Origin of the sequence: Pseudomonas sivasensis, from assembly GCF_013778505.1 — a bacterium.
GTDB lineage: Bacteria > Pseudomonadota > Gammaproteobacteria > Pseudomonadales > Pseudomonadaceae > Aquipseudomonas > Aquipseudomonas sivasensis.
This window is the reverse complement of the sequence record NZ_JAAOWU010000028.1, coordinates 1-18,497: the sequence shown is the minus strand read 5'-3', so window position 1 is coordinate 18,497 and position 18,497 is coordinate 1. Positions and strand designations below refer to the sequence as shown.

The 18,497-nt window shown below is 58.0% G+C and carries 14 protein-coding genes, 1 tRNA gene and 1 pseudogene; 9 read left to right on the top strand and 7 right to left on the bottom strand.

Annotation, left to right across the window (positions count from 1 at the left end):
• Positions 1 to 90: 90 nt before the first annotated feature.
• The gene (locus tag G9Q84_RS27650; protein WP_010211619.1) at positions 91 to 549 is read right to left on the bottom strand and encodes a YkvA family protein; all 459 of its coding nucleotides are present in this window, start codon (positions 547 to 549) and stop codon (positions 91 to 93) included.
• A 311-nt stretch (positions 550 to 860) separates the two neighbouring features.
• Positions 861 to 1,592 (bottom strand): BamJ family beta-barrel-assembly machinery protein, encoded by a 732-nt coding sequence (locus G9Q84_RS27645; RefSeq protein ID WP_032885995.1) that lies wholly within the window; start codon positions 1,590 to 1,592, stop codon positions 861 to 863.
• A 247-nt stretch (positions 1,593 to 1,839) separates the two neighbouring features.
• On the opposite strand from G9Q84_RS27645, the gene G9Q84_RS27640 reads away from it, so the two are divergent.
• Together G9Q84_RS27640 and G9Q84_RS27635 are read left to right on the top strand one after the other, a co-directional pair.
• Positions 1,840 to 3,648 carry a di-heme-cytochrome C peroxidase gene (locus G9Q84_RS27640; RefSeq protein WP_181644430.1) on the top strand — a complete coding sequence of 603 codons (1,809 nt, stop codon included), beginning with the start codon at positions 1,840 to 1,842 and terminating at the stop codon, positions 3,646 to 3,648.
• Complete coding sequence (locus G9Q84_RS27635) at positions 3,645 to 4,811, top strand: catalase family protein (protein ID WP_181644429.1); 1,167 nt, start codon at positions 3,645 to 3,647, stop codon at positions 4,809 to 4,811. Before G9Q84_RS27640 ends, G9Q84_RS27635 begins: the two co-directional genes overlap by 4 nt.
• Before the next feature lie 266 nt (positions 4,812 to 5,077).
• Here the strand turns inward: G9Q84_RS27635 and G9Q84_RS27630 are convergent, their stop codons facing one another.
• From G9Q84_RS27630 to G9Q84_RS27620, 3 genes are all read right to left on the bottom strand, one after another.
• The gene (locus tag G9Q84_RS27630; RefSeq protein ID WP_122764336.1) at positions 5,078 to 6,445 is read right to left on the bottom strand and encodes a glutamine synthetase family protein; all 1,368 of its coding nucleotides are present in this window, start codon (positions 6,443 to 6,445) and stop codon (positions 5,078 to 5,080) included.
• Positions 6,446 to 6,514: 69 nt separating this feature from the next.
• The gene (locus G9Q84_RS27625) at positions 6,515 to 7,915 is read right to left on the bottom strand and encodes an aspartate aminotransferase family protein (RefSeq protein WP_131699177.1); all 1,401 of its coding nucleotides are present in this window, start codon (positions 7,913 to 7,915) and stop codon (positions 6,515 to 6,517) included.
• 169 nt (positions 7,916 to 8,084) lie between these two features.
• Entirely contained in the window at positions 8,085 to 8,876 is a 792-nt protein-coding gene (locus G9Q84_RS27620) for an SDR family NAD(P)-dependent oxidoreductase (RefSeq protein WP_181644428.1), read from the bottom strand.
• 97 nt (positions 8,877 to 8,973) lie between these two features.
• Here G9Q84_RS27620 and G9Q84_RS27615 point away from each other — a divergent pair, with 97 nt between their 5' ends.
• The gene (locus tag G9Q84_RS27615) at positions 8,974 to 9,879 is read left to right on the top strand and encodes a LysR family transcriptional regulator (RefSeq protein WP_032885989.1); all 906 of its coding nucleotides are present in this window, start codon (positions 8,974 to 8,976) and stop codon (positions 9,877 to 9,879) included.
• A gap of 22 nt (positions 9,880 to 9,901) precedes the next feature.
• On the opposite strand, the gene G9Q84_RS27610 is transcribed toward G9Q84_RS27615, so the two are convergent.
• A complete protein-coding gene (locus G9Q84_RS27610) occupies positions 9,902 to 10,792 on the bottom strand; it encodes a LysR family transcriptional regulator (RefSeq protein WP_032885988.1) in 891 nt (296 codons plus the stop codon).
• Between the two features lie 165 nt (positions 10,793 to 10,957).
• Between G9Q84_RS27610 and G9Q84_RS27605 the strand changes: the two genes are divergently transcribed.
• The 6 genes and pseudogenes from G9Q84_RS27605 to G9Q84_RS27580 form a co-directional block, all read left to right on the top strand.
• Positions 10,958 to 12,040: a 4-oxalomesaconate tautomerase gene (locus G9Q84_RS27605; protein ID WP_032885987.1), complete on the top strand. Its 1,083-nt coding sequence runs from the start codon at positions 10,958 to 10,960 to the stop codon at positions 12,038 to 12,040.
• A 43-nt stretch (positions 12,041 to 12,083) separates the two neighbouring features.
• Positions 12,084 to 13,397, top strand: a complete 1,314-nt coding sequence (locus G9Q84_RS27600; protein ID WP_032885986.1) for a dicarboxylate/amino acid:cation symporter — start codon at positions 12,084 to 12,086, stop codon at positions 13,395 to 13,397.
• Between the two features lie 135 nt (positions 13,398 to 13,532).
• Entirely contained in the window at positions 13,533 to 14,837 is a 1,305-nt protein-coding gene (locus tag G9Q84_RS27595; protein WP_032885984.1) for a CitMHS family transporter, read from the top strand.
• A 91-nt stretch (positions 14,838 to 14,928) separates the two neighbouring features.
• The gene (locus G9Q84_RS27590) at positions 14,929 to 16,182 is read left to right on the top strand and encodes an OprD family porin (protein ID WP_032885983.1); all 1,254 of its coding nucleotides are present in this window, start codon (positions 14,929 to 14,931) and stop codon (positions 16,180 to 16,182) included.
• Between the two features lie 59 nt (positions 16,183 to 16,241).
• Positions 16,242 to 17,912: a methyl-accepting chemotaxis protein gene (locus G9Q84_RS30035; RefSeq protein WP_181644427.1), complete on the top strand. Its 1,671-nt coding sequence runs from the start codon at positions 16,242 to 16,244 to the stop codon at positions 17,910 to 17,912.
• 72 nt (positions 17,913 to 17,984) lie between these two features.
• Positions 17,985 to 18,134: pseudogene (locus G9Q84_RS27580) on the top strand (AAA family ATPase); the annotation flags it as partial.
• Positions 18,135 to 18,374: 240 nt separating this feature from the next.
• Here G9Q84_RS27580 and G9Q84_RS27575 read toward each other — a convergent pair.
• Positions 18,375 to 18,451, bottom strand: a tRNA-Asp gene (locus tag G9Q84_RS27575).
• Positions 18,452 to 18,497: the final 46 nt, after the last annotated feature.

Below are 18,497 nucleotides of genomic sequence, written 5' to 3'. Positions count from 1 at the left end.
CTGCCCCGTAGGATAACTGCACTTACTGAGTAAGCTCTTTCCTTAGGAGTGTAATCCTAACAGCCACAAAGGTCGCAGGGGATAGCTGCCTCATCCGTTTTTTTGCGGGTTTTCCTTGGCCAGCAAGGCCGGGGTCGCAGGCAAACGCTCAACCACCGCGAGCTTTTCCGGGCGCTGCGCGTCACGCCAGGCGCGAAAAGCGCTCAGTTCGCCCTCTAGGGTCTTCATGACCCACGCAAGTACGGCGATGTCATCGAGCATGCCGAACATCGGGATAAAGTCCGGAATCGCATCAATCGGGCTGAGGAAATACATCAGCCCCGCTACCACCGAGATCAGCGCCTTGGGGCTGATCGCCCGATACTCTCCCCGCCAGTACGCGAGGCACAGGGCCTGGAGCAGTTTGAAATCATCCTTGAGCTTGCCCAGGCGATTGCCCTGGCTTGACCCCTTGGCGGCCACCGCGAACAGCAGAGTCGGCAGGCGCCCACGGCCCAGCAAGCGTGCAGCCATGGGTAGGAAACGGGTGAAATTGAAGGGTGGTTTCATCTGTCACTCCAGTTCCATCAAACAGAAAGGTTATCCACACAAATTGTGGATAACCTTGTGAACAGAGCCTGTTTTACTGGCTGAAAGCCACGGTTTAAAAGGCTTTCAGTCAGATCGGGCGTTTTTTGCGCACATCAAAAAAACCCAAGATTTCATTGACTTGGCGGTTGTGTGCGGCTAGTGGTGCCTTAGCCTTATATCAGACTGCCACTGGCCAGGGATGTTCGTTTGGATTTGCCCAAACCGCAATGTAAGTGCTTCAGAAACAACAACGCCCCGTCGAGACGGGGCGTTGTGTGTTCAGGCGCCTATTACTTCTTGGCGGCTGGTGCGTCAGGAGCTTCAGCCTTGGCTGGGTCCTTGATGGCCAGCAGTTCCAGGTCGAATACCAGCACGGAGTTGGCTGGAATCGCCGGGCTTGGGCTCTGGGCGCCGTAGGCCAGGTCGGACGGGATGTACAACTCGACCTTCTCGCCGACGTGCATCAGTTGCAGGCCTTCGACCCAACCTGGGATCACGCCGCTGACCGGCAGGTCAATCGGGCTGCCGCGATCCACGGAGCTGTCAAAGGTGGTGCCGTTGGTGAGTTTACCGGTGTAGTGAACAGTCACAACGTCAGTCGGCTTAGGCTGTGCGCCGTCAGCTTTCTTGATGATCTTGTACTGCAGACCGGAAGCGGTGGTGACGACGCCGTCTTTCTTGGCGTTGTCTTCGAGGAATTTCTTGCCGGCGGTTGCCGACTCTTCGCTCATTTTGGTCATGCGTTCTTCAGCACGTTTTTGCAGTGCGGCGAACGCTTCAACCAGTTCGTCGTCTTTGAGCTTCTGCTCTTTCTTGCCAACGGCATCTTCGATGCCCTGGGCTACTGCTTTGGAATCCAGGTCATCCATGCCTTCTTGAGCAAGGCTTTTGCCCATGTTCAGGCCGATGCCGTAGGAAGCTTTTTGCGCCGGGGTTTTCAGCTCTACGCTGGTCTGCGAATCACAACCCGCAAGTACCAGGCTAACCAGGGCCACCGCCGCCGCCAACCGATGCTGTTTCATGCTATTTCCTTGTTCATGCGCCAATAGGGCATTCGAATAAAGTCGCGAGCTTATCAGGCGGCCACGACCAATGGCTACCGGCATGTGAGCAGGAAACTTCCGATAAGTTCACGTGTTTAAAAGCATTTTCATTCATGATGGGCGTCCGCGACGGATCGCGGGACCGCCTCTCATAAGGCTCATGGCCACTTGCCGCACTTATGGCGTAGTGGCATAACAACGCTACAACTCGACAAGGATAGTTATCTTGCGCATTTTTTCCCGTGTTTTACTCCTGATATTCGCCATTCTGGTCCTATCACTGGCCGTGGTGCTCTATTACACCGTTAACCCCAAGCTACCGAACTACGTGCCCGTGGAGCAGGTGCACTATCAGGATCAATGGAGCGCCGCCGACCGCCAGACCTATTACTTCACGCCCCAAGGCACCCAGGTAAAAGGCCTGCATTACGACTGGTTCACCGCCCTGGAGCTGCCGTTCTCCGAGGGACGTTTTGCCACGCCAGAGTACCTGGCGCGCTTCGGTTTCCTTGTGGATCCCAAGCAAGTGCCCACCGCGCAAAACCCCGGCAACCTGCCGGTAGGTTTTGCCCGACATAAAAACGCGGGCAGCAACGTTGAGTACTTGGACATCACCTGCGCCGCCTGCCACACCGGCGAGCTGCATTTCAAAGGTCAGGCCTTGCGGATTGACGGCGGTTCGGCCCAGCATGTGCTGCCTTCAAGCGTGCCGACACTACGCGGCGGCAGCTTTGGCCAGGCCTTGGTCGCCAGCCTTGCAGCGACTTATTACAACCCATGGAAATTCGAACGCTTCGCCCGTCAGGTGCTGGGTGATCGTTACGACGCCGAACACAGCCAACTGCGCCAGGACTTCAAGCAGTCGCTGAACAAGTTCCTAAAAGTCGCCTGGAACGATACACACCGCGGCCTCTACCCCACCGAAGAAGGGCCGGGCCGTACCGACGCGTTTGGCCGCATTGCGAATGCCAGCTTCGGCGATGCCATCTCCCCGGAAAATTATCGCGTCGCCAACGCACCTGTGGACTACCCACAGCTGTGGGATATCTGGACCTTCGATTGGGTGCAATGGAACGGCTCGGCCCAGCAACCGATGGCACGGAATATCGGCGAAGCGCTCGGTGTGGGGGCGACCCTGACGTTTTTCGATGGCGCTGGCCAACCGCTTCAAGGCGATGCGCGTTACCCGTCCAGCGTACGAGTGCGCGACCTCCACCTGATCGAAGAAACCTTGCAACGCCTCAAACCGCCCACCTGGCCCGAAGAATTGTTCGGGCCTATCGACAAGCCCCTCGCCGCTCAGGGCCGCGCGCTGTTCGCCGAGAACTGCGCCGGCTGCCACGTGCCCACCGTCAGCCAGGAAGGTGGCCGCCCTGTGCAGACACTGAAAATGCTGCCGGTGGACTACATCGGTACCGACCCCGGCACCGCCACCAACATCGCAGACCAGCGCTATGACCTCAGCGCCCTGCAATGGGACCCTGCGGAGCTGTCCAAGCTGAATGTCCAATTGCACCCGACGTCAACCGAACCCCTGGACCTGAAAAAAATGTCCGTGGCCAAGGGCCTGGCGTACGTCACCGCCTTCGTCGAAGACCACGCTTACCGCGCCGCCGGTGTCACACCGGCCGAACGCCCGCGCCTGGATGGTTTTGGCCTTCCGATTGGCGTGCGCGAGCTGCGTGCCTACAAGGCCCGTCCACTGGCGGGCGTGTGGGCCACCCCGCCATTCCTGCATAACGGTTCGGTGCCGACGATCTACCAATTGCTCTCGCCCCAGGACGAGCGCAGCACCACGTTCTATAAAGGCACCTTCGACTACGACCCTCGCCATCTCGGCTTCGAGACTGCGGCGTTCAAGAATGCTTTTCTGTTCGATACCAAAATTACCGGCAACCACAACAGCGGCCACGAATTCCGTGCAGGCGCTCGTGGCAAAGGCGTCATCGGCCGTGGCCTGCAGCCGCAGGAACGCTGGGCGCTGCTGGAATACCTCAAAGTGCTGGGCGGCCCGCTGGAGCAACAATTGCCATGATGATTCGATCTCGATACGACCAACCGTCCCTGCTCGCCCGCCTGTGGCTGCGCATTGGGAGGTTTCTCGGCAAGACGCTGTTGTGGCTGGCCGGACTGGGCTTGCTCGGCTGGCTGGCCGCTACCGCCTGGTATGCCTGGCAGCACAGCGGGCCGGTGTCGCCAGATGAACACGTCCCGGCAGGTGAAGCCGCGATGACTCAGGGCATCATCCAGACGGCAGTGCGCATCGTTGACCAGCACCGCGAAGGCACGCGCTACCTGCGCGATGCCCATGCCAAAGCCCACGGCTGCGTGAAGGCCGAAGTCAGCGTACTGGCGGATCTCGACCCGGCATTACGCCAGGGTGTATTCGCCGAACCGGGCAAGACCTGGCAGGCCATGATGCGGTTGTCCAACGGCAACGCCTACCCGCAGTTCGACAGCATTCGCGATGCCCGGGGCATGGCGCTCAAGCTGTTGGACGTGCCGGGCAAACAACTGCTGGCCGACCAGCAGACCCGCACGGAACAGGACTTCGTGATGTTTAGCCATCCGAACTTCTTTGTCAGCGATGTGGCGGAATACGCGCAGAACATCGGTGCCCAGGCCGATGGCAAAAAAGTCTTGGCGTTCTTCCCCAAGGCTGACCCACGCACTTGGCAGGTGCGTCATCTATTTATCGCCCTGGCAACCCTGGCACCGGCCCCGGCAAGCCCGACGCAAACTACGTATTTCTCGGTATCGCCCTACAAGTTCGGCGCGGCGAATGCCAAGTTCCGCGTGGCGCCAGACCCGCAGAGCTGCCCGGAATACGTCCTGCCCAAACAGAACCAGGACCTGCCGAACTTCCTACGCAGCGCCCTGAGCCAGCAGTTGTCCACGGACCGCGTGCCGGCGTGTTTCGTGCTGCAGATCCAGCGGCAGAACCCGCAGAAATTCATGCCGATCGAAGACACCAGCATCGAGTGGAAAGAAAGCGATGCGCCCTACGAGAGCGTGGCCAAGGTGCGAATCCCGGCTCAGGACTTCGATACACCCGAACAGAACCTGGCGTGTGACAACCAGTCATTCAACCCGTGGTTCGGCGTGGAAGAACACCGCCCTATCGGTGGTATCAACCGCTTGCGCAAGGCGGTGTACGAGGCCGTCAGCGATTACCGCCACAGCCGCAACGCCCCGTAAAGAGTGCGTAATAATGGGCCCGGCGTCGTAAGGATTGCGTCGGGTCTATTGAGGCGCTTTCGCCGTAACTCTACCGTGGACGCCTACTCCATCACGTAGGACGCCCATCGTGGAAAACTCAACCCTAGGCATGATCGTGCTGACCATAATCGCCGTGTTCGGCACGGCCTCTTTTTGCTTCGAGCATTTGGCCACGCGCCAGCCACGCAAGAAAAAGGTCAGGTAGCCTCAGCGGTCCGTTTCAAGTCGTCCTGACGGGTCGACATTCATGCGTGAGTGAGGTACCAGCGCCAGTCCTGCTCTCCGACTTCAGCATTGAATTGACGGAACTCGCGCCACTTGATTGCCAGGAACACCTTCAGGAATTCAGCGCCCAGCGCCTCACGTGCCCAGGTTGAGCGTTGCAGTGCCTGCAACGCTGTCAGCCAGTCGGTGGGTAGAAAATCGGTCGCCTGTTCATAGCCATTCCCCACAATCGCCGCGCCGGGATCGCTTTGATGAGTGATGCCGTGGTGAATACCCGCCAGTAACGCGGCAGCGGCGAGATAGGGGTTGGCATCGGCACCGCAAATGCGGTGTTCGATGTGCCGACTGATGGCGGGGCCGCTGGGCACGCGGAACGACACCGTACGGTTGTTGACGCCCCAACTCTTAGCCAGCGGCGCGTAACTACCGGTCTGGAAGCGTCGATAGGAATTGGCATGGGGGCAAAATATCGCCAGCGAGTCAAACAAGGTCTCCATCATCCCGCCGATGGAGTGCCGCAACAGTGGCGTACCCTGTGGGTCTTCACTCGCATACAGGTTATTCCCGTGCTCGTCGGCCAGGCTGACGTGCAGGTGCATACCGCTGCCGGCCTGATCGCTGAATGGCTTGGCCATGAAGCACGCTTGCAGCCCATGTTTGTTGGCCACCCCCTTGACCAGGCGTTTGTAACGTACGCCTTCATCAATGGCCTGGAGTGCGTCGAAACGATGCTCCAGCGTCAACTCGACCTGGCCTGGCGCGTACTCGGATATCGCCGTACGTACCGGCAACCCCTGCAGCGCGCACGCCGCGTAGAGGTCATCAAGAAACGGTTGAAGTTGCTCCAGCTCGTATACGCCATAAACCTGTGGAGCAACAGGGCGTACGCCATTGGTCTGCAACGCCGGCTGCGGCCGACCGTTGACGTCGCGTTGTCGGTCCAGCAGGTAGAACTCCAACTCGACGGCCATGACCGGATGGAATCCATCGGCTTTCAGCCGCTCAATGGTGTTCACCAGCACGTGGCGCGGGTCCGCCGGTGCGGCGGGAATACCTTGGGTCGGGTGCATGCTCACCTGCACTTGACCGGTGGGGTTGGTGCGCCAGGGTTGCAAGGTCAGGCTTCCCGCCAAGGGGTACGTCCAACAATCGGCGTCAGCAACATCCCAGACCAAGCCTGTGTCTTCTACGTCTTCACCCTGCACGGTCAAGGCGAGAATGGAACTTGGCAATGGCCGACCATTTTCGTAGATCGCCAGCAGTTCGTCGCGATGCAACAGTTTGCCCCGTGGAACGCCATTCGCGTCGATAAGGAACAACTCGATGCTCAGCACTTCAGGGTGGGCGGCCAGATAATCTACGGCCTCTTTTTTATCCGCAAATTGCATGTCAAACCTCTTAGCGCTTATTCAAGCGACTGGCAGTATTTAAGAACAATGGCGTTTTCAGACGTGCAGTTATGAAGCGATAACCCGCGCGCCAGGTTGCGCAAGCAGGGTGGTCAGCGCGTTATCCAACTCAGCGATCAGCCTGTCGATATCCGCATCACTTGTTTGCGGACAGCACAGGGTCATGTTGTGAAAAGGCGTGATCAGGATTCCGCGGTTGATGAGATAAAGATGCAGCGCCATTTGAAGGCTGTCATGAAAAGCCGCCTCGGCTTGCGCGCCTGTTCTTGGCGAGGTAGCACAGAATTGAAACTCACAACGCGCGCCCAACTCTGTGACAGACCAGTTCAGTTGGTGCCGCTTGAACAACCCTCGAAATCCCTGGGCCAGCCTTGAGGCCAGGGGCAACATGTGCTCGTATGCAGACTCTGTCATGACCTCTTCAAGACTGACGCGCATGCAACGCATCGCCAGGGCATTGGCGGACAGCGTCGTTCCCATGCCACTGTGGCCATGCCCGCCGCTCTCCTCGCTGATGGTCTTCTGGACGTCGCGCATAGCCGAGGCGACTGGCTCGCTAACGCCAAACACCGCGCAAGGAACGCCACCTGCAATGGGTTTACCCACCACGAAAAAGTCGGGTTTCAAATCCCACTGGCGAGTGCATCCACCGAGGCCGGTGGAAATAGTGTGGGTCTCATCAATGACCAACAGGCTGCCATATTTAAGGGTCAGCTCTCGGCACTTTTGCATGAACCCCGGATCCGGCAGGACCATGCCAATGTTCGTCATCGCCGGCTCGCACATCAGCGCGCACACATCGCCCTGGGCTAACGCCGCCTCCAGTGCGGCGACATCGTTGAAGGGGATGGATCGACTGTATTGGCTCAAGTCGTAGGCTTGGCCGACAAGACCTGAACGGTGCACTGTTTTGCCGTCGCGGTAGCGCACCATCACGTCATCCACGGTGCCGTGGTAGCAGCCATCGAACACCAGCAAGACGTTGCGCTGGGTGATCGCGCGCGCCCAGCGCAGCACATACCGGTTGGCGTCAGTCGCATTGGCGGTCACTTGCCAGTAAGGCAGCTCGAATCGCCGAGCCAGCAACTCGCCGCAGACCACCGCGTCTTCGCCCGGCAGCATCGTGGTCAAGCCATTATTCGCCTGCTCGGTTATGGCGCGGACAATAGGATCAGGTGAATGACCAAACATCGTGCCGGTGTCGCCAAGGCAAAAGTCTATGTATTCATGCCCGTCAACGTCGGTGAAGCGCGCCCCTTTTGCACGCTGTACGAAGAGCGGCGAAGGCATCGACCAGTCGCTCATCCAGTGCATGGGCACACCGTTGAACAGATTCGCCTTGGCGCGCTCGGCCAGCGCCAGTGAAGTTGGGTTGTTTTCTATAAACCGGGCACGCTCGGAGGCGGTAAAAGCAGCAATCGCTGATTCACTAATTCCACTTTTCGACATGATCAATACCCTATGTTAATTATCAACTTAATTAAAAGTCCGTTGCTGAATGACAGCCGGATACGGCTCAAAGAACTCAACGGTTCTTTGATACATCGCGCTTTTATAAATCTCGGTTATAGCCCCCCGCCCAATATCGTGGATTGAGCGCGCTGGAGCGTATTCAAACTTAATAATCGCCGTGAGGGGCTTTGTTCTCGACCAGACAGTTACCGCCATCCACCACGAGGACTTCCCCAGTGATGTAACTGGCGTCAGGCGATGCCAGAAATGCAACCGCCGCCGCCACTTCGCGGGGGCTGCCTGCGCGCCCAATCGGGGTGAAGCGCCCCGCCTCGGCTTCAACGGGCGTGGTTGAGCCCGTGGTGATCCAGCCGGGGGCCACGCTGTTGACGGTAATCCCCTGCTTGGCGACTTCAAGCGCAAGCCCCATGTTCATGCCCACCATCGCTGCCTTGGCGGCGCTATAAGCGGCTTCCCCCGGATTGCTCCCTCGGGTGCCCGTGGTGGAACTGATATTGACAATACGCCCGTAACTTCTCGCCCTCATACCGGGCAAAACGGCCCGTGTCAGAAGAAAAGCGGTCGTTACGTTTCTGGCCAGTGAAAGATTCCACTCATGCAGTTCCATCGTTGCCAATTCCGAGAAAACTTCAGGGCTTCCTTGCATGGCCATACCGGCGTTGTTCACCAGAATATCGACCCGCCCCCAGACTGACGCGGCCCATAGGCCGAATTCACCCACCTGACGTTCATCGGTGAGATCAGTTGCCCGGCCTTCAACTTCAAACCCTTCTGCGAGTAACTCTTTAACTCGATCCTCGATGCGGTTGCTGCTAGCGGTGATGATCAATCTCGCGCCCGCTGCACCCAGCCTGCGTGCGATCGCCATACCAATACCCGCTTCACTTCCGGCACCACTGATAAGTGCCACTTGCCCCCTCAAATCAGTATTTAACATGGTGTTCCCCACGTACTTAATTTGTAATGGAAGTGGAAATTAGGCTAATAAATCTGATAAATAAAGACGATCATCATCAGAAAATCTGACAACCACCATGGCGTTTACCAGTGAGTCACTGAAAGTTTTCCTTGCGGTTGTCGACAGCGGCTCCTTTTCTGCCGCCGCACGCAAATTGGGCCGGGTACCCTCGGCCATCAACATGGCGGTGTCGCAGCTTGAAGCAGAGCTGGATTTATTACTTTTTGACCGATCAACCCGCAAAGCCATTCCTACAGCCGCCGCCAAAGCACTTGAGCCCCAGGCACGACAGGTCGCCAGCCAGCTAAACCTGCTGGACGCCCATGCTCTCCAGCTTCATCAAGGGTTGGAGGAGCGCCTGGTCCTTGCGATGGCGCCGGAGTTGCAAACAGGCGTATGGAATCGTCCGCTGTCCATTATCGCCAGCGAGTTCCCCACGCTTGAAATCGAGATTCGCTCCGCGTCCCATCCGGAGGCGATGCGCATGCTCCATGAGGGACGTGTGCAATTGGCGCTTGGATTTGAACGACCAGGGCTCGACGAGCGGGAGACGTTTCTTGAGGCGGGAAGCCAGTTGCTGGTGGCCGTTGCCTCTCCTGATCATCCTGCCGCCGCCGGCAAGAAAAGCCCCTTAAGTGAAGAGCAACTGGTCAACGTTCGGCAGATCATCGTGGCTACTGGAGGACCTACCGACTCTGATCCACGTGTTGTGCTGTCACGGCGCATTTGGCACAGCGACAATTACCTGGCAACGCTGGACCTGGTGCAGCAAGGATTGGGCTGGGCTTATCTTCCACAGCCGCTGGTACAACCCTTGATCACTTCGGGTGCATTGACGGAGGTGGTGTTTGACTACATGCCAAGTCAGATGCGGTTATGGGTCGATATCATCTGGGTAAAGAATCGCCCCCTGGGGCTGGCAGCGAGTCGCTACCTGAGCCTGATGCGCAAGATTGCCGAGGGCGAGCCGCGTCGGGTTTGAGAAAAAATACTCGCCGTATGGCTCATTGCGGCCACTGCTCAAGCAGTATCGAGACGAATTTTTCCGCTGCCGGCGAGAGCGATGCCCCGCGGCGGTAGACCAGTCCCAATGAGCGGTTTACCACTGGCTCGATCAACGGGACGCTGACCAAAGTGGGATGATCTTCCGCCGGCATGGCCAGGCTCGGCATCGCCGAAACCCCCAGCCCAGCCTCCACCAGCCCCAGCGAAGTAGAGAGGTGCTGGACTTCGTAGAACCATTGCGGCCGCCAACTCAAGCCAGACAACGCGTGATCGAGCAGCATCCGGTTACCGCTCAGGCGCCCTACCCCGATAAGACGGTAATCGCTCAATTCAGACCAGGTGACCGAACTGCGTCCGGCCAATTCATGATCACGCCGGCACGCCAATACAAAAGGTTCGCTGACCAATGGGACGAACTCAATGTCCGGGTGCTGCCCACTCATCATATTGATACCGAAGTCGGCTTCCCCGCGCAGTACCGCTTCAAGCCCCTCATTGGCACTCAAATCCAGCAGACGGATGCGGATTTTTGGATAGCGCTCGTTATAAAGGCGGATCACTGAGGGCAAAAAATAGAATGCGGCAGTAGGGATGCACGCCAGGGTGACACGGCCAATCTGGCGTTCGGCCAATTCACGGATATTGAGGATCGACTCATCGAAGTCGTCCAGCAACCGACGTGCCTTTGGAAGAAAGTCACGGCCGACGCTCGTGAGGCTGACCTTGCGCGTGGTGCGATCAAGCAATGCGGTGCCCAACCCCTCTTCCAGCTTTTTTATCCGCCGACTGAGTGCGGGTTGAGACAGGTGCAAGGCATCAGCTGCTTCGTGAAAGCTCCCAAGTTCGGCGATTTTCACGAATGATCGGATATCGTTTAGCTCATATTCCATGTCTTATCTCGTCAGCAGAAAGCGTCAAAAAGAAATTCAGCGTAAATTTATCATTCGCAAAACGCAATAATCGCTTCAATTTTTGCATTTGAAACATTTTTTAAAGCTTGAGACTCTTGCTCCAAGAACATCAATTACACCGATTGATCAACAAGAGTCAGTGTCATGCAAAGAATTCCCTGTGTGCTGATGCGTGGTGGTACCTCAAAAGGTCCGGTTTTTCTCGACTGGGACTTGCCCGCAGCCGTTGAGGCCCGTGACGAACTGCTACTCAACCTGATGGGCTCCGGCCATGAACTGGAGATCGACGGAATTGGCGGTGGCAATCCGCAAACCAGCAAGGTTGCGATTGTCAGCCCTTCGCTGCACCCGGATGCGGACGTTGATTACTTGTTCGTTCAAGTGATGGTTTCACAACGCCGGGTCGACAGCGCACCCAACTGCGGCAACATGCTGTGCGCGGTTGGCCCGTTCGCCATCGAACAGGGCCTGGTCAAAGCCACCCAAGAGCGCACTCGTGTGCGTATTCGCAACGTAAACACTGGGACGTTCATCCATTCCGAGGTGTACACACCGAATGGCAAAGTCAGTTATGAGGGTGATACCGCCATTGATGGCGTGCCCGGTACCGCAGCGCCGGTGCAATTGACCTTCCTGGATGCAGCCGGCAGCAAGACTGGCAAACTCTTTCCCACCGGCAACACGCAAGACGTCATCGACGGCATTGCGGTGACCTGTATCGACATGGCGATGCCCATGGTGCTCGTCGAGGCCAGCCAACTGGGCAAGCGTGGCGATGAGACCCCTGCGGAACTGGACGCTGATAAAGACTTCCTGCGACGCCTTGAGACACTGCGGCTTCAGGCCGGCTTGGCCATGGGCTTAGGCGATGTCAGCAACAAGGTAATCCCCAAGCCGGTCCTGGTGTCGCCTGCGAAAGCCGGCGGTACGATTCAGGTTCGCTATTTCATGCCACACAGCTGCCACCGCGCGCTGGCCATTACGGGCTCGATTGGTTTAGCTACCGCGTGCGTGATAGAGGGCAGCATCGTCGCGCAGATGCTCGGCGGGATCAGTACGCCGCGCCTTGAAGCGGTGCGCATCGAACACCCGAGCGGCGGAATTGATGTCGTATTGTCCTACACCGGCGTCAACGGTGAGACAATTCAAGCGTCCGTCGTACGCACCGCGCGCAGGCTTTTTTCCGGTTACGTCTACGCCACTGACTCTCAGCGCCTCGCCGGATAATTCCGGCGGTCGTTGGCATTTTTGCATCCGCACAATTCTAAAAATGGGTGATGCCATGAAAGTTGTTAAATCGCTCTACTTCCAGATTCTCTGCGCCGTGGTGCTCGGCATCGTGGTTGGGCATTTCTGGGCCCAGCAGGCCATTGCACTCAAACCGCTGGGTGACGCGTTCATCAAACTTATCAAGATGATGATTGCCCCCGTGGTGTTCTGCACCATCGTCACCGGTATCGCCGGGATGAGCGACAAACGCTCGCTCGGACGCCTGCTCGGCAAAACCATGCTGCTGTTCTTCGTCCTGACGGTGATCAGCCTATTGATTGGCCTGGTCGCGGTGTACGTGTTCCAGCCGGGCGCCGGCATGAACATTGATCCCACCCAGTTGAGCACTAAAGGATTGGCCCAATACACGGAGTCGGCCGCAAAGCTTGGGGTTGTGGAGTTTTTCATGCACATCATTCCCGAGACTTTTATCGGCGCCTTCAGTAAAGGTGAGGTGTTGCCGGTGCTGTTTATTGCGGTGTTGTCCGGCTTTGCCTTGTCGTCGCTGGGCGAGCGTGGCAAACCGGTACTCGACGTGCTCGAATCCGCCTCGCAAATGGTCTTCAAGATCTTTTCTTACCTGATGCGTTTTGCACCGGTCGGCGCTTTTGGAGCCTTGGCGTTCACTGTCGGCCAGTACGGCATCACCTCGCTGGGTTCGCTGGCGAAGTTGATCATGACCTTGTACATCGCCTGCGGCTTTTTCGTCTTCGTGGTACTGGGTAGCATTTGCCGCGCCAACGGCTTCAGTCTGTGGAAACTGCTGCGCTACTTTCGGGAAGAGTTCCTGGTGGTACTCGGCACCTCTTCCACGGAACCTGTGATGCCGCGCATGCTGGAGAAACTCGAAGCACTGGGTTGCAAAAAAGGCGTCGTGGGCCTGGTACTGCCCACCGGCTACTCGTTCAACCTGGACGGCACGGCCATCTACCTCTCGTTGGCGGCGATTTTCATTGCCCAGGCCTGCAACATCGACCTGAGCCTGACGCAAATCATCACCATGCTGGCGATCATGCTGTTGTCCTCCAAAGGTGCCGCCGGCGTTACTGGCAGCGGGTTCGTGGCGCTTGCCTCGACCCTGACGGTCATTCACGACATCCCCTTGGCCGGCCTGGCATTGCTGATCGGCGTTGACCGCTTCATGTCTGAAGCGCGCGCCCTGACCAGCCTGGCCAGTAACGCTGTAGCAACGGTAGTGATTTCGATGTCTGAAAACGCCTGCCACCGCGAAACGCTGAACCGGATGCTCGACGCAAAATCTTCCGAGGCACCAGGAAACGCCTGGAAAGATTTGAAGGTCGCCAAACGCGCCTAGAGAAAACCGGATAACACCTCCCCCCTGACTTGACTGACCCCCCTCCCCGCCAGGCGCCGTTGTGCCGCCCGGCGGGTCAGGGCTCGTGCGCCTCGGCGTCAGCCATTTTTACGATAACAACAAGAGAATCGTTCTATGCTCGCTTTCCTTGGCTTGGCCATGGTGGTCGTATTCACCTTCCTCATCATGACGAAACGCTTGTCGCCGATCGTCGCACTCACTGTGGTGCCTATTGTCTTCGCGGTCATAGGTGGCTTCGGCGGCACCACCGGCAAGATGATGCTAGACGGCCTGAAAATGGTCGCACCGTCTGCCGCACTGCTGTTGTTTGCCATCCTGTTCTTCGGCCTGATGATCGACGCAGGCTTGTTCGACCCGCTGATCCGCAAAATCCTGAAGCGGGTCAATGGCGACCCGATGAAGATCGCGGTAGGCACTGCCTTACTGTCGTTACTGGTGGCTCTCGATGGCGACGGCACAACGACCTACATGATTACCTGCGCAGCGATGCTGCCGCTGTATAAACGTATCGGCATGAACCCGATGATCCTCGCGACCATCTCCATGCTGTCGCTGAGCATCATGAGTGGCATGACGCCCTGGGGCGGCCCCGCGACACGGGCTATTGCCGCGCTGGGCCTGGATGCCGGTGAATACTTCGTGCCGTTGCTGCCGACCATGATCGGCGGTGCCCTGTGGGTGATCTTCACGGCCTTCATACTGGGTCGCGCAGAGCGCAAGCGTATCGGCAACGTGCAACTGCAAAGCGGCGGCGGCGATTGCTACATCAACGCGATTCTTGAGGACACGCCCCACAAACGTCCGAAGCTGGCCTATGTCAATCTGGTGCTGGTGATAGCGGTGATGGCGGCCCTGGTGATGGGGCTGATGCATTCCGCGATCCTGTTCCTGATCGGCTTCGTGCTCGCGCTGATGATCAACTACCCGCAATTGGACATTCAGAAAGAACGCATCCTGGCGCACTCGGGCAATGCCATGACTGTGGTGTTGCTGGTATTTGCCGCCGGGATCTTTGCCGGGATCTTCTCCGGCACAAAGATGGTGGATGCCCTGGCACAGACCCTCGTCGACTGGATCCCGCCGTCCTGGGGTCACCTGTTTCCATTGGTGGTTGCGATCACCAGCATGCCGCTGACCTTTGTACTGTCCAATGACGCTTACTATTTTGGTGTGGTGCCGATCCTGGCCAATGCCGCCGCCGCTTATGGCATCGACCCGGTGGAAATCGCGCGCGCCTCGATCCTGGGGCAGCCCGTTCACCTCATGAGTCCGCTGGTGGCCTCGACCCTGTTGCTGGTGGGCATGGTCGATCGCGATATTGGCGACTTCCAGAAAGCCACCGTCAAATGGGCTGTGCTGACCTCTCTGGTCGTCACCGCGCTGGCCTTGTTGACCGGGGCCATCAGCCTGTTCACCTGATTCACCCACAACCTCTGCTGCCTTCCATCGCGCCTCACTCACGAGGCGCGTGTCGCCCTGTACCCCAAATAACAACAACGAGTCATTTGCCATGAACCATGTGTATACCCGTCGGGCTTTGTTTTGCGCGTTAGGCCTGGTACCCGTCGCAGGGGCCAACGCCGAAGGTTTTATTGATGACAGCAAACTCAAGCTGCAACTGCGCAACGTGTATTTCAACGAGAACTTTCGCGACGAGCACGGCTTGAGCGCACGGGCTGCGCGCACCGCAAAAAGCGAACGCACCGAGTGGGCCCAGGGATTTCTGCTGGACTATCAGTCTGGATTTACCGCCGGCACCCTCGGCTTCGGCGTGGATGCCCTGGGGCTGTATGGCGTAAAGCTTGATTCAGGTCGCGGTCGCAGTGGTACCGGGCTTATGCCGGTGCATGATGACGGGCGAGCGGCCGACGAGTTTGCCAGCGCCGGCGCTACCGCAAAAGTCAGGTTCGCCAAAACCACCGTCAAGTACGGCACCTTGCTGCCCAAGACGCCGGTGCTGATTTACAACGATGCACGCTTGTTGCCCCAAACCTACCAGGGCACCCAGGTCAGCAGCACCGACATTGAGAACCTGACCGTCACCGGCGGGCATCTGGACCGTTTCAAATTACGGGACTCCACCAACAGCGTGCCGATCGTGCCTGATGGCTACAGCGGGGAAAAATCGGGAGATTTCAATTACGCCGGGGCCGAGTACAAATGGGGTAAGAATGTTCGCCTGAGCTATTTCTACGGGGAGCTGGAGAACTTTTACCGACAGAACTTTGCCGGCATCCAGCACGACCTTCCGCTTGCCGGTGGCGTGCTGACCAGCGACCTGCGCTACTTCAACAGCGTTGATAGCGGCTCTGCCTACGCAGGCAAAATCGACAATGACATGCTCAGCGGCCAGTTGTCCTACGTGATCGCAGGCCATACCGTCGGAGGCGGCTACCAAACCCTTCGCGGTGATGCCGGTTTACCCTACATCAGCGGCGCAACCGTCTACTCATTCAGTAATGCGGGCATCGGCAAATTCATTGAGGAGGATGAGAAGACCTGGATGCTCAACTACGGCTACAACTTCGCCGCCGTCGGCGTGCCCGGCTTGACCTTTTCAACGCGCTACCTGAGCGGCAATGACGGCAAGTCCACGACCACGGTCAAGGAATGGGAGCGTGATACCGAGCTGGCTTACGTTGTGCAAGCCGGCACGTTCAAGGGGCTGGGCGTGCGCATGCGCAACTATGTCTACCGCTCTGAGTTCTCCCGCGGCCGCGACAGCAATCGCCTCTACCTCACCTATGACATCGCCCTTTGGTAAGTCGACGATCGCGGCCCTTGCGGCCGCGTTCATACAGATTCAGGTGAGGAACCCCAAGCATGCTGTTTAAAAACAAAGTACTGATGCTGGTGCTGGCCCCGGTGGTGCTGTTGTCCACGGTGCTGGCGCTGACAACGAGCACCACTCTGCTGTCGAGCGCCGAGCAAGAAGTCACGGTGACTCGGGAACGCCTGCTTGATGAAAGCCGGGAGCGCTTGAAAGACTACGCCAACCTTGCCCGAACCTCAGTAGCGGAACTGTATGCGCAGGCAGAGACGGGGGACAAAGCAACGCGTGCGCTGGCGATCGCGCGACTGTCCCAAATGAAGTATGGGGACGACGGCTATTTCATCGGTTACGACAGTCAGGTCGTACGCCTGTTTCGGGGCGACAGCCGCGAAGGCGTCGGCACTAACATGAGCGACCGCAAAGACAAGAATGGAATTTACCTGAACCGGGAAATGGTGGCCGCAGCGAAGAACGACACCCACTTCGTCAATTATTCAGGCGCCCTGATCAATACGGATAAAGTCGTTCCCAAGCTTGCTTACAGCTTTTACCTGCCTGCTTGGGACATGGTCGTGGTCACCGCGATTAACCTGGACAGTATCGAAAGCCAGGTTGCCAAAGTACGAGGGGAAATCCATCAGCGCGTGCGCAGCCTTGTCTATGGGATAACCGTCATCGCCTTGGTTGCGCTCGGAATCACCGGCGTGCTCGCCTTGTTATTGGTTAAAAGCAGCCTGCGCCCCCTGTCACGGATTCGTGAGCACCTTGATGAGATCGCAGCGGGCGAAGGCGATCTGACGCGGCGCTTACCCATCAGCCGCGACGAGTTCGGCCAGGTGGCCGTGTCGTTCAATGCCTTCGCGGATAAGATTCATGGGCTGGTCAGCCAGATCGTCGGCATGGCCCGAGAGCTGAATGCATCGGTCACCCAAGTGGCCGAACAGAGCAAATGCATCGATCTGGTTATGGAACAGCAGCGCCAGGAAACCGATCAGGTCGCCGCAGCAATTAATCAAATGTCATCCGCGGCGCAAGAGGTAGCCATCAGTGCCCAGAGCGCTTCAGATGCAGCAGGCGAAACCGATTTGCAGGCCCAGCACGCCAGACAGGTCGTCAATGAAAGCATCGCCCGACTGGGCACCCTGACCGAAGACTTGTCCGCGGGAGGCGTCTCGTTGAAAAGCCTGCAAGGCGATGTAGAAGGCATTGTCACGGTGCTTGATGTCATCCGCTCAATCGCCGAACAAACCAACCTTCTGGCACTTAATGCCGCGATCGAAGCGGCACGAGCCGGGGACGCGGGGCGCGGATTTGCAGTGGTTGCCGATGAAGTACGCGCGCTGGCAAGCCGGACGCAACTTAGTACCCAGGAAATTCAAGCGATGATCGAGCGCCTTAACCTGGCCACAACCAAGGTCGTCACTGCGATGAGCCATTCAGGCGCAGCAGGTCATGGTGCCAGCCTGCACGCGGAACAAGCCGGGCAATCGCTGGGCAAAGCGGTCGAGTTGATCGTCACTATCAATACGATGAACGCGCACATCGCCAGCGCCGCGCAAGAGCAGACATCGGTCGCCGAAGAAATCAATCGAAGCGTCCATCAGATAGCCCACGCGATTGAAAACGTCGCAGACCAGACGCAAAGCGGCGTACACACAGTCGATGAACTGTACGCCATCGGTCATCGCCTTGAGGGCTTGTTGAGGCAATTCAAGATTTAACCGGGACGTCGGTTTGTTCAGGTTGCAACGTTGCAAGCGCTGGGCTCATTGCCCGATATCGCCACTTAGCAAGTGGATCGGCTGACACACAGCTGTCCTATCGTCGAAATGGACAACGAGTCCTACCGCCTGCAACACAGCACCTTGGCCGCCCAGAGAAAGATCAAATCGTGTGAACGAAAGCGCAAGGACAAAGAGGGTATCGAGGACGATGAGCCGTTTGAACTGCACCGTAGACACCGTTCAGCAGGCCTGCATGCGGTGGGGCCAGATGAGTCTTCAGCGAAGACACTGCTGCTAAGGTCATCCACAATTATTGGGACAACAATCAGCAATCGGCCGTGGATCAATTTTCAAGTGGCTGGAGGTGGAATCCAGTGGATTCCAGAAACGAAAAAAGCGGCACAAGGCCGCTATTTCCGTGGCTTCCAGGCGCTCAGTGGGCCTTGGCGGAAGCAAATATGGCGCAGCGGACGGGACTCGAACCCGCGACCCCCGGCGTGACAGGCCGGTATTCTAACCGACTGAACTACCGCTGCGCGTAACACATGAAGCGAATGGTGGGTGATGACGGGATCGAACCGC